General features: G+C 69.2%; 10 protein-coding genes and 1 tRNA gene. 4 read left to right on the forward strand and 7 right to left on the reverse strand.

What is annotated here, in order from left to right:
• Window positions 1-210: 210 nt before the first annotated feature.
• From ACFFIC_RS00620 to ACFFIC_RS00650, 7 genes are all read right to left on the reverse strand, one after another.
• Complete coding sequence (locus tag ACFFIC_RS00620; protein WP_377048069.1) at window positions 211-1,242, reverse strand: amino acid ABC transporter substrate-binding protein; 1,032 nt, start codon at window positions 1,240-1,242, stop codon at window positions 211-213.
• 169 nt (window positions 1,243-1,411) lie between these two features.
• Window positions 1,412-3,007: a glutamine-hydrolyzing GMP synthase gene (gene guaA, locus ACFFIC_RS00625; RefSeq protein ID WP_377048070.1), complete on the reverse strand. Its 1,596-nt coding sequence runs from the start codon at window positions 3,005-3,007 to the stop codon at window positions 1,412-1,414.
• Between the two features lie 30 nt (window positions 3,008-3,037).
• Window positions 3,038-3,613 (reverse strand): GNAT family N-acetyltransferase, encoded by a 576-nt coding sequence (locus tag ACFFIC_RS00630; protein WP_377048071.1) that lies wholly within the window; start codon window positions 3,611-3,613, stop codon window positions 3,038-3,040.
• 36 nt (window positions 3,614-3,649) lie between these two features.
• Window positions 3,650-4,957, reverse strand: a complete 1,308-nt coding sequence (locus ACFFIC_RS00635; protein ID WP_377048072.1) for an RsmB/NOP family class I SAM-dependent RNA methyltransferase — start codon at window positions 4,955-4,957, stop codon at window positions 3,650-3,652.
• A gap of 132 nt (window positions 4,958-5,089) precedes the next feature.
• A complete protein-coding gene (gene guaB, locus ACFFIC_RS00640; protein WP_377048073.1) occupies window positions 5,090-6,586 on the reverse strand; it encodes an IMP dehydrogenase in 1,497 nt (498 codons plus the stop codon).
• A gap of 146 nt (window positions 6,587-6,732) precedes the next feature.
• A complete protein-coding gene (locus ACFFIC_RS00645; RefSeq protein WP_377048074.1) occupies window positions 6,733-7,452 on the reverse strand; it encodes an RlmE family RNA methyltransferase in 720 nt (239 codons plus the stop codon).
• A 43-nt stretch (window positions 7,453-7,495) separates the two neighbouring features.
• On the reverse strand, window positions 7,496-8,506 hold the full coding sequence (locus ACFFIC_RS00650) for a Ppx/GppA phosphatase family protein (protein ID WP_377048075.1): 1,011 nt from the start codon (window positions 8,504-8,506) through the stop codon (window positions 7,496-7,498).
• 322 nt (window positions 8,507-8,828) lie between these two features.
• Between ACFFIC_RS00650 and ACFFIC_RS00655 the strand changes: the two genes are divergently transcribed.
• The 4 genes from ACFFIC_RS00655 (at window position 8,829) to ACFFIC_RS00670 (ending at window position 13,217) form a co-directional block, all read left to right on the forward strand.
• A tRNA-Gln gene (locus ACFFIC_RS00655) sits at window positions 8,829-8,902 on the forward strand.
• Between the two features lie 386 nt (window positions 8,903-9,288).
• Window positions 9,289-10,932 carry an FAD-dependent oxidoreductase gene (locus ACFFIC_RS00660; protein ID WP_377048076.1) on the forward strand — a complete coding sequence of 548 codons (1,644 nt, stop codon included), beginning with the start codon at window positions 9,289-9,291 and terminating at the stop codon, window positions 10,930-10,932.
• Between the two features lie 793 nt (window positions 10,933-11,725).
• Entirely contained in the window at window positions 11,726-12,097 is a 372-nt protein-coding gene (locus tag ACFFIC_RS00665; RefSeq protein WP_377048077.1) for a cadherin repeat domain-containing protein, read from the forward strand.
• A 4-nt stretch (window positions 12,098-12,101) separates the two neighbouring features.
• Complete coding sequence (locus ACFFIC_RS00670) at window positions 12,102-13,217, forward strand: calcium-binding protein (RefSeq protein WP_377048078.1); 1,116 nt, start codon at window positions 12,102-12,104, stop codon at window positions 13,215-13,217.
• Window positions 13,218-13,472 lie beyond the last annotated feature (255 nt).

Raw genomic sequence — 13,472 nt, forward strand, 5'->3', positions numbered from 1 at the left:
ACCGCACAGAGGTCAACGACTCGCGCGATTTCAGCGAGTCGCCCGGCGAGCTTCACGGTCCCGCTCCACGGAAACATTCTTGTGAGAGGAATATGCCCCCGTGATCCCCGCAATCCACAGGACCGTCCGGGCGCCGGTCCTCCGGTGGCCTGGAATCAGAAGGGGCCGGACCGGCGCCCCGCACCGGTCCGGCCCCGCTCTTCGCCGGCCTCAGCGCATCGGCGGCGCGTATTGCAGCCCGCCCTGGGTCCAGAGATTGTTGATGCCGCGCTGGATGCCGAGCGGCGTGATGTTCCGCTCCCACACCTCGCCGAAGTTGCCGACCTGACGCACCACCTGAACCGCGAAGTCGTTGTTCAGCCCGAGCTGTTTGCCGAGATCGCCGGAGCGTCCCATGAAACGCTGGATGTCGGGGTTGGCGCTGTCGTTGAAGCTGGCCAGGTTGGTGCTCTTGATGCCCATCTCCTCGGCGGTCAGCATGGCGAAGTGGCTCCAGCGGACCACGTCGAAGAACTTCCAGTCGCCCTTGCGCACCACCGGGCCCAGGGGCTCCTTGGAGATGATCTCGGGCAGCAGCAGGTATTGCTCGGCATTCGCGCCCTGGCTCGCGCGGAAGGAGGCGAGCGACGAGGCGTCGTTGGTGTAGACGTCGCAGCGCCCGGCGATGAAGGCCGCGCGAAGCTCCTCGATGTTGTCGATGATCACGGGCGTGAACCGGATGCGGTTGGCGCGGAAGTAGTCGGCCATGTTCAACTCGGTGGTGGTGCCGGGCTGGACGCACACGGTGGCGCCGTCCAGCGCACGGGCCGAGGTGACGCCCGAGGCCCGCTTCACCATGAAGCCCTGGCCGTCATAGAAATTCACGCCGGCGAAGGCGAGCCCGAGCGCGGCCTCCCGGCCCAGCGTCCAGGTGGTGGAGCGCACGAGCAGGTCGACCTCGCCCGACTGCAGCATGGTGAAGCGCTGCTGCGTGCTGGCCGGGATGAACCGGACCTTGGTGGCATCGCCCAGCACGGCCGCGGCCACGGCACGGCAGGAATCGACGTCGATCCCGCGCCATTCCCCGCGGCTGTCCGGAATGGAGAAGCCGGCGGTGGAGGGGGCGACGCCGCAGGTCAGCACTCCGCGCGCCCGGATGGCGGCGACGGTGTCGGCCGGTTGCTGGGCCTGTGCGGATGGGATGGCGGGCAGCGCGGCGGCCGCCGCGGCGAGCAGGCCCGCGGCCAGGGTGGCAAGTCGCATTGTGGAAGCTCTCCCGAGGGGACCGCCCGGGCTTCTGTGCCGGTTGCGGTTCCGAAGCGGAATTCTTCCCTGCCCCACCGGCACCCTGCAAGGCCCGCTGACGCCGCGTTTCACCCGGCGGCGCGCTCTCCTGCCTCAGCCTTGGGCAGGGCGCCGCCCCGGTGGGCGGTCACTCCCACTCGATGGTGCCGGGGGGCTTGCTGGTCACGTCGTAGGTCACGCGGTTGATGCCGCGCACCTCGTTGACGATGCGGTTCGCGACCCGGGACAGAAAGGAAACGTCGAAGGGAAAGACATCGGCCGTCATGCCGTCCACGCCGGTCACGGCGCGCAGGGCGCAAGCCTGCTCATAGGTGCGGCCATCGCCCATCACGCCCACGGTGCGGACGGGCAGCAGCACCACGAAGGCCTGCCAGATCGCGTCGTAGAGGCCGGCGGCGCGGATCTCCTCCAGGAAGATGGTGTCGGCCTTCTGCAGGATCGCGACGCGCTCGGGCGTCACCTCGCCGGGAATGCGGATGGCAAGGCCCGGGCCCGGGAAGGGATGGCGGCCGACGATGGCCTCGGGCACGCCCAGCTCCCGTCCGAGGGCTCGCACCTCGTCCTTGAACAGCTCCCGCAGCGGCTCCACCAGCCGCATGCGCATGCCCTCGGGCAGCCCGCCCACGTTGTGGTGGGACTTGATGGTGACCGAAGGGCCACCCGTGGCCGAGACGCTCTCGATGACGTCCGGGTAGAGCGTGCCCTGGGCCAGGAAGTCGGCGCCGCCGATCTTGGCCTGCTCCTCCTCGAAGACCTCGATGAACAGCCGCCCGATGGTCTTGCGCTTCACCTCGGGGTCCGTCACGCCCGCGAGCGCGCCCAGGAAGAGGTCGCGGGCGTCGCGATGGACCAGCTTGATGTTGAAGCGGTCGCGGAAGGTGGAGACCACCTGCTCCGCCTCCCCGGCCCGCAGCAGGCCGTGGTCGACGAAGATGCAGGTGAGCTGGTCGCCGATCGCCTCGTGGAGCAGCACCGCGGCCACCGACGAGTCGACGCCGCCCGAAAGGCCGCAGACCACCCTACCCTGCCCGACCTTGGCGCGGATGCGGGCGATCTCCTCCGCGCGGAAGGCGCCCATGGTCCAGTCGCCGGCCGCCCCGCAGACCAGGCGGGAGAAGTTGCGCAGAAGCTGGGCGCCGTGGGGGGTATGGACCACCTCCGGGTGGAACATGGTGCCGTAGAAGCGGCGGGCGTCGTCGGCGATCACCGCGAAGGGCGCGCCCTCGCTGCTGGCCACCACGCGGAAGCCGGGGGGAAGTTCCGTGATGCGGTCGCCATGGCTCATCCAGACCTGCTCGCGCGCGCCCGGGGCCCAGACGCCCTGGGTGATGGCGCATTCGCCGGTCACGTCCACGAAGGCGCGGCCGAACTCGCGGTGGTCGCTGGTCTCCACCTTGCCGCCGAGCTGGGCCGCGAGGGTCTGCTGGCCATAGCAGATGCCCATGATGGGCAGGCCCATGCCGAAGATGCCCGGGGCCGGGCGGGGGCTCTCGCCATGCGTCACGCTGGCCGGGCCGCCCGAGAGGATGATGCCCTGCGGGTCAAAGGAGCGGATGCGGCCCTCGTCGGCGGTGTAGGGCCAGACCTCGCAGTAAACCCCGTCCTCGCGCAGGCGGCGCGCGATGAGCTGGGTCACCTGGCTGCCGAAATCGAGGATGAGCAGGCGCTGGTGGCGCTCGCTGCCTGGGAGGATGGCGGAGGGCTCGGGCGACGTGTCGGGCATGGCGGCCATCACCACAGAATGCGCCCTGCTTCAACCCTCCCCTTTGCTCTCCCCCGGGAAGGAGCCGTCGCGGGAAGCGGCGGTGGCGTCCAGCAGGAGGCTGATGGGATCCCAGCGGATGGCGGTCTGCTCCACCGCCTGCCCTCCCACGGAGATCCGTTCCCGCCCCACAAGGCGCCCTCCGAGGCGGCGGTAGAACCAGCCGGCGCCATTGGCCGAAAGCACCCAGAGCATGGCGGAGCGGCAGCCGATCACCGAGAGATGGGCGGCCGCCGCCCGCATCAGGCGCCGCCCGATTCCCTGGTCCTGCCAGTCCGGCAGGATGTAGAGCGTCTCGATCTCGCCTTCCGCGATGCCGGTCCGCCGGGCGCGCCCGGCGGAGGCGAAGCCCACCGCGGCGCCATCGGGGGCGCAGGCCACGAAAAGCGCCTCGCCGCCGCCACGGGCGAGCATGGAGCGCAGATAGCCCGCGCCGATGCGCCGCTGGTCGAGCCCGGCCAGGTAAGCGTCGGGCAGGATGCCCGGGTAGGTATCCTGCCATGCGATGCGGTGGATCGCCCCGACGGCTGCCGCGTCGTCCGGCCGGGCACGCCTGATCTGGATCATCCGCCCGTCCCGGCCATGACGACCTCGTTCCTGGTGCTAGGGTCGGCGTTGCAGAACGGCAGCGAAGAAGCCGTCCGTGCCGTGGCTGTGCGGGGCCAGGGCCATGAAGGTCCCCTCACCCGGCGCCGGCCCGCTCATCCCGGCCTCGGACCAGGCCTGCGCGAGATCCACCGCCGCGAAGTCGCCATGGTCGTCCAGGAAGCGTCGCACCTGCTCGTCATCCTCCCCGGGGAGCACCGAGCAGGTAGCGTAGATCAGCTTTCCACCCGGGCGCACCAGCGAGGCGGCCCGATCCAGGATCGCGCGCTGCTTCGTGATCAGTTCCTCCAGGTCGCGCTCGGTGGTGCGCAGCCTGGCGTCGGGGTTACGCCGCCAGGTCCCGGTGCCCGTGCAGGGCGCGTCCACCAGCACGCGGTCGAAGCTGGCGGCGCGCCGCTTCACCCAGCGGTCACCGGCCTCCAGCAGGTGGGTTTCGGCATTGTCCACCCCGGCCCGCTTCAGCCTCTTCGTCGCGCCCGCCAGGCGCGGCACGGACACGTCGAGCGCCGCGATCCGCCCGCGGTTCCCCATGGTGGCGGCCATGGCGAGGGTCTTGCCGGCAGCGCCGGCGCAGTAGTCGGCCACCTTCATGCCCGGCCGGGCGTCGGCAAGCAGCGCGATCAGCTGGCTGCCCTCGTCCTGGATCTCGACCAGCCCTTCCTCGAAGGCGCGGGTGGCCAGCACCGGGCGGCGCTCCGCCACGCGCAGGCCCCATGGGGAGAAGGGCGTGGGCGCCGTCTCGATCCCCTCCGCCGCCAGCGCGGCCGCGGCGGTCTCCCGCGTGGTGCGGAGCAGGTTCACGCGCAGGTCCAGCGGGGCGGAGCCCTCCAGCCCCGCAGCGGCCGCCGGCAAGCCTTCGCCGAAGCGCGCCCGAAGGCCGGGAAGCGCCCATTCGGGCACGTTCAGGCGTGTGGCCTCGTCCATCCGGGGGTGGTGCAGCGGGCGGCCATCGAGCTTGGCCACGAAGCGCCGCTCCTCCGCCGAGAGGGGCCGCTCCGCGTACTGCCCGCCGGTGAAGGCGGCCTCGACCCCGGTCATCCCGGCACCCTCTGCCAGGATCATGTGGGCGGCCATCAACAGGCGGCCGCTGGGAGCGGCACCCACATGGTCGAGGTGCCAGTCCAGCCGCGCCCGCTCCCGCACCACGCCCCAGGCGCGGTCGGCGATGGCGCGGCGGTCACCGGAGCCGATGAAGCGACGGGCACGGAAGAAATCGTTCGCGACCGCGTCGGCGGGGCGGCGGGGTGCGGATTCCAGCGCGTCCAGCAGGGCGATGGCGGCGGCGATGCGGGCGGTGGGGGTCACGCGGGCGGGTGTTCCGGAAGAAGGCTGAACGCGGAAAGAAGGGCAACGGTGCGGGCCCAGGCAGCAGCCCGGTTCATCCTGGCACCCCGGACCGGGGGCAGGCCGCGCGCCAGGTGGAGCGCGGCCGGCGCGTCACCCGTCCTGCCGGTAGTTCGGCGCCTCGCGCGTGATCGCCACGTCGTGGACATGGCTTTCCCGCAGCCCGGCGCCGGTGATGCGGCGGAAGCGGCAGTTGGATTGCATTTCCGGGATGGTGGCGTTGCCCGTGTAGCCCATGGCGGAGCGCAGGCCGCCGACGAGCTGGTGGATGACGTTGCCCACTGCCCCCTTGTAGCCGATCCGGCCCTCGATGCCCTCGGGGACCAGCTTGAGGCTGTCCTGCACGTCCGCCTGGAAGTAGCGGTCGGCCGAGCCGCGGGCCATGGCGCCGAGGGAGCCCATGCCGCGATAGGACTTGTAGGAGCGGCCCTGGTAGAGGAACACCTCGCCGGGCGCCTCGTCCGTGCCGGCGAACAGGCTGCCCATCATCACGCAGTCCGCCCCGGCGGCTATGGCCTTGGCGATGTCGCCGGAGGTGCGGATGCCGCCATCGGCGATGGCCGGCACGTCTTTCTCGCGCGCGGCGGCGGCGCATTCCATCACGGCGGTGAGCTGGGGCACGCCGACGCCTGCCACGATGCGCGTGGTACAGATGGAGCCCGGCCCGATGCCGATCTTCACCCCGTCCGCCCCTGCCTCGATCAGGGCCTCCACGGCCTCGGGGGTGGCTACGTTGCCGGCGATGATCTGGACGGAGTTGGAGAGGCGCTTGATCAGCTCGACCGACTTCAGCACCCCCGCGGAATGGCCGTGGGCGGTGTCCACCACGACGATGTCCACCTCGGCCGCGACCAGCGCCTCGGCCCGGGCGCGCCCGTCCTCCCCCGTGCCGGTGGCGGCGGCCACGCGCAGCCGGCCCAGTCCGTCCTTGACGGCGTTCGGGTTGGCCTGGGCCTTGTCCATGTCCTTCACGGTCACGAGCCCGACGCAGCGGCCGCGCTCGTCCACCACCAGCAGCTTCTCGATCCGGTGCTTGTGCAGCAGGGCCCGGGCGCGCTCGGGCGTCACGTCGGCCGGGACGGTGACCAGGTGCTCCCGCGTCATCAGCTCGTAGACGCGCTGGTTGGGGTCGGTCGCGAAGCGGACGTCGCGGGAGGTGACGATGCCCACCAGCCGCCCGCTCTCGGGCTCCACCACCGGGATGCCGCTGATCTTGTACTGGTCCTGCAGGGCCCGGACATCGGCCAGGGTCTGGTCGGGCTGGATGGTGACGGGGTTCACCACCATGCCGCTCTCGAACTTCTTCACCCGGCGGACCTGCGCCGCCTGCTCGGCGATGGTGAGGTTCTTGTGAACCACCCCGATCCCGCCGGCCTGGGCCATGGCGATGGCCATCGGTCCTTCGGTGACGGTGTCCATGGCCGCCGCCACGAGGGGAATGTTCAGCGCAATCTCGCGCGTGATGCGGGTGCGGGTGTCGGTGCCCGCCGGCAGCACCTTCGAGTAGGCCGGCACGAGCAGGACGTCGTCGAAGGCATAGGCCTCCTCGAACCGGGCGAGGAAACGGGGCGGGGTGCTATCGGGTGCCATTGGCGGGGGCCTCTCGGAAACGGGGCGGCGCTGCCTTGGCGATCCCTCCTACGCTCTCCCGGGGGCGGGCCGCAAGGCCGCGCGCGCGACCATCCCATGACCGGGGCGAGACGCTGATGCCCGGCGGGGGCGTGGGTGCCCCTTCCCTACCGCCCCTGTCCTTCCCGCAGGTCCTCGCCACGGATGCTCCCACCGCGGAAGCCCTGGGCCACCACATACATCTCCGCGCTGTCCTTGCGGCTGGCCGGGGGCTTGGCATGGCGGACGGTGGCGTAGTCCCGCTTGAGGCGGGCCAGCAGCTCCCTTTCCGTGCCGCCCTGGAAGACCTTAGCCACGAAGCCGCCGCCGGGGGAGAGAACCCTCCGGGCAAAGTCCGCCGCGAGCTCCACCAGGGCCAGGATGCGCAGGTGGTCGGTCGCGTTGTGGCCGGTGGTGTTGGGGGCGATGTCGGAGATCACGAGGTCGGCCTGGCCGTCCAGCGCCTCCAGCACCGCGCGCTCGGCCGCTTCCTCCTGAAAGTCGCCCTGAAGCACGATCGCGCCGCTGATGGGCTCCATGGGCAGGATGTCCAGCGCCACCACCTTGCCCCGATCGCCGATGCGCCGCAGCACCACCTGCGTCCAGCCACCCGGGGCCGCGCCCAGGTCCACGACCCGCTGGCCCGGGTGGAACAGCTTGAAGCGCTCGTCCAGCTCCAGGATCTTGAAGGCGGCACGCGAGCGCCAGCCGGCGGCCTGGGCCGCCTTCACGTAAGGGTCGTTCAGTTGCCGCTCGAGCCATTTCTGGCTGGCGGTGGTGCGGCCCTTGGCGGTGCGCAGCCGGGTCGTGGCGCTGCGCTGGCCGCCCGGCCGTTGGGATTCGGTCACGGGTGGTTCCTCGAGGTTCCGGACAGCTCCGGGGATCAGTCCGTCAGGCGCGGCGGGCGCGGCGACGGTCGCGCATGGCCCGCAGCAGCAGGCCTTCGCGCAGGCCGCGATCGCAGACGGTGATGCCGACTGCCGGCCAGACTTGGCGGATCGCGGCGTAGATGGCGCAGCCTGGCAGCACAAAATCAACCCGTTCGGGCCCGATGCAGGGATGCGCGGCCAAGCCCTCCGGCCCCATGCTCCGCAATGCCTCCAGCGCGCGATCCGCGCAGCCCATGGCCAGCTCGTGCCCGTCCACGGCCGCCCGGCTGTAGCGCGGCAGGTCCAGGGCGATGCCGGCAAGGGTGGTGACCGTACCGGAGGTCCCCATCAGCCGCACCCCACCGGCCCGCATCTCCTGGCGAATCCGGTGGACGCCGTCGAAGGTCTCGAAGCGGCCGGCAACTTCCTGCACGACGCGGTCGAAGCCGTCGCCGCTGAAGCAGGCCGGACCGTCGCGCTCCACCAGGGTGACCACGCCCAGCGGCACGGAAATGGTGCCGATCAGGCGCGGCTGTTCCGGGCCATCCGTCCGGATCCAGGCGATCTCGGTGGAGCCTCCGCCGATGTCGAACAGCAGGGCACGCCGGTCACCCTCCCGGAGCAACGGGGCACAGGATTCCATCGCCAGCTCCGCCTCCTCCCGTGCCGGGATGACGCGGATGGGGGCGCCCAGCGCCCGCTCGGCCCGCCGCATGAAGCCAGGGCCGTTGGTCGCGCGCCGGCAGGCCTCGGTCGCCACCGCGTTCACCACCTGCACTGGGCGGCGGGCCAGCTTCTGGCCACAGGCCTCCAACGCCGCCTCGGCGCGGTTCATGGCCGCATCGGAAAGCGCGCCGGTGGAACTCAGCCCCTCCCCCAGGCGGATGATGCGGCTGAAGCTGTCCAGCACCCTGAACCCAGCCGGCCCGGAAGGGCTGGCGACGAGAAGGCGGCAGTTGTTGGTGCCGAGGTCGAGCGCGGCATAAAGCGGCGCCCCCGGCGGGACGTTCGTGTGGGCGGTGTTGGATGGCACCGGGGGAGCTCCCCCCCGCCTGCCGCCCGATGGCTGGGGCGCGTTCCGAGGTTGCATGATGTTGGATTCAGGATTTTCCATGCCTAGATGGGGCGCGGCAAGGGCGTATTCCAACTCTCGCTTCCGCCGGCTGATGACGAAGCGGCTGCCGCGGTCTGACGTGGCGTATCCGCGGCCCTGGGCGCAGGGGGATCGCCCGCGCTGACGCGATGGCGGGGGCCTGCTTGCCGGCTGCACCAAGCTCGGCAGCGATCATCAGGAAGGACGCGGCGGAGGGTTGCAGTGTGCGGCACCTGAGGCTATAGGGCCGGGCGCCTGCCGTTGGGGAATAGTTTAACGGTAGAACTCCCGACTCTGACTCGGGCAGTCTTGGTTCGAATCCAGGTTCCCCAGCCATCCCGGCCCATTCGATGTTCTCAGATCGAGAGTTGGCGATCGCGCCCACCTGAGGCGGCGAGGCCTACAGTTGCAACATATCAGCGGGACACACCCGACCAGGTCAGCCCTCCCGCTTGGCTCGTGCGCTGGCGTCGGCAAGTGGGCGTCAGCGGCCGGGCTGCCTCGCCGGACGTGGGCAGCGCGGCCTTCCATCTCTCCGTCGGCTTCTGCGCTGGCTTCATGGCGGACCCAAGACCTCCGTATAGCCGGCGCCTGCCTCCGTATAGCTGGCATCTGCCTCGCCACGCGGGGATGGTTCCCACGGGTTTTCTGACGATCGCTGCCCCGCTAATCTCCGTGTCCCCATAGTGTGGAGATTGCTGGCCGGCGCCACGGAGGGCGGCATGAGCACCATCCACACGCGCGAGCACCAGATGTTCCCCGTGCTCACCCCCGCGCAGATGGAGACGGCCCGACGCTTCGCCAGCGGCGCCGCGGTGCGCTTTCCTCCTGGCGAAACGCTCTATGCGATCGGGGCCCACGGCGCGCCCGCCTGGCTGGTGCTGGAAGGGTCGATCGACGTCGTCCGGCGCGACGGGCTGAGCCGCGATGCCGTGATCACCACCCACCACCCCGGTCAGTTCTCGGGGGAGGTGAATCAGCTGGCGGGCCGCCCCTCCATCGCGGCGGGTCGTGCGGGGCCGGACGGCTGCGTGGCGCTCCCCTTCGATCCCGCTCACCTGCGCGCGCTGATGGTCGGGTCGGCGGACCTGGGGGAGGTCGTCATGCGCGCCCTCATCCTGCGCAGGGTCGCCCTGATCGAGGAGGGCGGCGCCGGCACGATCCTGGTCGGCGTGCCCGGCAGCCCAGACGTCCTGCGGCTCCAGGACTTTCTCGGCCGCAGCGGCCTGCCCAACCTGGTCCTCGACATCCGGGCAGATGAGGAAGGCCGTGCGCTGGTGGAGCGCACCGGCGTGCTGCCGGAGGAGCTGCCGCTGGTGGTCTGCCCCAGCGGACCGCTGCTCAAGCGCCCGAGCGACGACGAGCTGGCGGCCTGCCTGGGCATCGTTCCGGCGATCGATCCCGAACGGCTGTACGACGTCGCGATCGTTGGCGCCGGGCCGGCCGGGCTGGCGACGGCCGTCTATGCGGCATCCGAGGGCCTGTCCGTGATGGTGCTGGATTCGCGCGCCATGGGTGGACAGGCCGGAGCCTCCGCCCGGATCGAGAACTACCTGGGCTTCCCAACGGGCATATCGGGACAGGCGCTCGCCGGACGGGCCTTCAACCAGGCGCTGAAGTTCGGCGCCGAGATGGCCATCCCCGTCGCGGTGCAGGGGATGGAGTGCGATCGCTCCGCACTGACCCTGCTCTGCACTGGCGACCGCCGGGTGAAGGCGCGCGCGGTGGTGATCGCGTCCGGCGCCCGTTATCGCAGGCCCGACATCCCCAACCTCGAGGAGTTTGAAGGAGCCGGCGTCTCCTACTGGGTCTCGGCCGTTGAGGCGCGGCTATGCGCCGGCGAGGAGGTCGTCCTGGTGGGCGGCGGCAACTCTGCCGGCCAGGCCGTCGTGTTCCTGGCCCCGCAGGTCAAGAAGCTCCACCTCGTCGTGCGGCGGGACCTTGCACAGACGATGTCACGCTATCTGATCGATCGCATCGGTGGGCTCCCCAACGTGGAGCTGCACGTCGGCAGCGAGATTGTCGGCCTGGAGGGCAGTCGTGAAACCGGCCTTGCTGCGGCTACCTTCCGCGATCGTGGCAACGGCACGCTGCAGCGGCGCGCGGTGCGGCATGTCTTCCTGTTCATCGGCGCAGACCCCAATGCGGGTTGGGCGCGCGACTGCGTCGACACCGACGCCAAGGGTTTCGTGGTCACCGGATCGGGCGCCTCGCCGCTCGAAACCAGCATGCCCTGCGTCTTCGCCATCGGCGACGTCCGCGCGGGCTCGACCAAGCGCGTTGCGGCCGCCGTCGGCGAGGGAGCCGCCGTTGTGTCCCAGCTTCACGCGATGTTCGCTGCGCAGCCCGCCAGGGCGCCGAATTGATGTGCTGCCCTCACATGGGACAGCCCGCGCGGCAGCGCCCGGCGTAAAGGAGCACCCGAGGATCGGGAGCCGCAGGGGGGCGTCTCCGCCTGTACCGTGACCCGGTCATGTCGGCTGTTGTGACCAGGGGCTGTATCGCCACGCATGGACCCATTTTCGGGCAACCACGCATCCGATCATCGAAGGCTACGGCTGCGTCTGGGCAAACGGCACCCGTCAGTGAAGCGCACCGGCGCAGGGCTGCTTGAGAAAAGGCGATTGGATCTCGGCGACAACCCTTGCGGTCTTTTTCCTCCGCTCCCTGCTCCACACCGTATGCATATTACTCATCTCAGGACGGTTCCTTCCAGGATTTCTGCAAACAGCCTCGTCATGCCTGAGCCCGTTATTGCGACATGTCGCTCGCAGACGCATTGAAAATGCCTCCAAAGCACTTTTCGCGCGACGATCAGATTACAAAAATCCCTCCGTCGCCGGCATGGAAAGGAAGTAACAGCCGATTGGCCGGTTTCGATTTATCAGTTTGGTTGCTTCCGGAATGAACATCACTGCCGTAAAATTTATGCGCGGCTGCCAAAGCTGATGCCTAGTCCGGCAAAGTGCCAAAAATCCCAGTTAGATAGTCGCGCTGGAAACGCAGTACATTCACATCCAAAAAAAGCATCTTCCGGCCGAACGATCAATTGCGAGTACGGATCGATGAATCCAAGCTTGGTCCGCCGACCCGATGGGGAAAGCCACATCGGAGAAGCCGCAAAGACAAATCATCGTTTCCAGAAGGAACGCCATGTCCTTGCTCTCGGTCACCCTGCCATCCGGTCCGCTGACGATCCAGGAGAACGGCACGCCCAACCAAGCTTTCGGGACTATTGGCTTCGCGGCTGGCGCTCTCGGCGCACTCAACCTATCCACCCTGACCTTGGTGGGGGACGACGCTGACAAGTTCGGGCTTACCTCGCCCACTTTGGGTCCGGACGGTACCTTCGCGGTGAACATCTTCGCCAAGCAGCCCTTCGACTTCGAGAATGCCGCCCAGCGCAACTTCGACGTCGCCCTTCAAGCAGCGTTGTTGGGCAGCATTCTCGGCAGCGCCATCACCTTGGTGTCCGACCCGATCAGCGTGACCGTAACGGACGCCAACGACAACGCGCCAAACGGGGCTTGACTTCGTGCCGATCGCCGGCGGCATCCTGGAAGGCGTAACGGGTGCTGCGCTGGGCGACCTTGCCTTGATGGATCCGGACACAACACATGGCCTCGTCGCACAAATTGCTGGCGGAGCCGATGCGGCTCTCGTCCGCCTCGATGGCAACACCCTTCGCCTGCTCGACACCGTCGCCCTGACGGCGGGGCAGCAATCCTTCGACGTCCAGATCCAGCTTGTCTCGGACGGCCAGAACGCCCCGCAAACGGCGATCACGCTTGACCTGGCGGACCTCAACCTCGGCGTGATTCCGAACCCGGGTGGGATCATTCCGGTTCTTGGTGAGCCGGGTAATGACACGCTCTCCGGCAGCAACGGCAACGATCAGCAGATCGGCCTCGGTGGGAACGACACGCTGTCCGGAAGCCCCGGCGCAGATACCCTGAACGGCGGCGACGGCAATGACTGGGCCGACTACTCCGGGAGCCCTGCAGCTGTGAACATCGATCTCAACACCGGCTCCGGCTCCGGCGGTTCGGCCGAGGGCGACGTGCTGGCCGGGATCGAAAACGTGCGGGGCCGCGAGTTCGACGACACGCTGATCGGCTCATCCGGCGAGAACACCCTGCTTGGCGGTGCCGGGAACGACCTCCTGGCCAGCGGTGCCGGGAACGATCTTCTAGACGGCGGCCTTGGCCGGGATACAATCGTGTTCTCCGCCAACTTCGAGAACTACGCAGTCATTGACCTGGGCACGCGCGTCCAAGTGACGGGTCTGAGTGGTGCCGATACGGTGATCGGGGGTGAAGTGCTGCGATTCGCCAATGGTGTCACCCCCTACGACGATGGCGATAGGGGTCAGCGTTCTCGAGCACTATCGGAGTTCGGGCTGGAGGGAGGGACGCGATCCTTCCTTCAATTTCGACACGGCCAACTACTTGGCTCGCTACACGGACGTACGGGACGCCGGCATCAACCCGCTGAGCCACTATCTCACCAATGGTGCGTCGGAAGGACGAGTGGCCCTCAATGCCGTGGGTCGTGCCGGGCTGGTCAGCGCGGATGGCTTCGACAGCGAGGCATACCTACTGCTCAATCCGGACGTCGGTTTCGCGTGGATCGATGCGAGGACCCATTATGAAATCAGCGGCCGCGCGGAACACCGCGATCCCAACGCCTATTTCGATACGGATGGCGACTTCGCCCGCTACACGGATGTGGCCAGCGCCGGCATTGATGCCTTTGAACACTACATGACCACCGGCTGGCGTGAAGGACGTGACCCTTCTGCCGCGTTTGACACCAAATGATACCTGGCGACTTATGAAGACGTCGCGGCAGCAGGCGTGAACCCTCTGCTGCACTTCCTGCTCGCCGGCGCAGCGGAGGGGCGCCA

The organism is Muricoccus vinaceus, from assembly GCF_042433125.1.
GTDB classification, from domain to species: Bacteria; Pseudomonadota; Alphaproteobacteria; order Acetobacterales; family Acetobacteraceae; genus Roseomonas; species Roseomonas vinacea.

Coding starts and splice junctions, on each gene's coding strand:
- ACFFIC_RS00620 (WP_377048069.1), bottom strand. CDS start 1,242: ATGCGACTTGCCACCCTGGCCGCGGGCCTGCTCGCCGCGGCGGCCGCC.
- guaA (WP_377048070.1), bottom strand. CDS start 3,007: ATGCCCGACACGTCGCCCGAGCCCTCCGCCATCCTCCCAGGCAGCGAG.
- ACFFIC_RS00630 (WP_377048071.1), bottom strand. CDS start 3,613: ATGATCCAGATCAGGCGTGCCCGGCCGGACGACGCGGCAGCCGTCGGG.
- guaB (WP_377048073.1), bottom strand. CDS start 6,586: ATGGCACCCGATAGCACCCCGCCCCGTTTCCTCGCCCGGTTCGAGGAG.
- ACFFIC_RS00660 (WP_377048076.1), top strand. CDS start 9,289: ATGAGCACCATCCACACGCGCGAGCACCAGATGTTCCCCGTGCTCACC.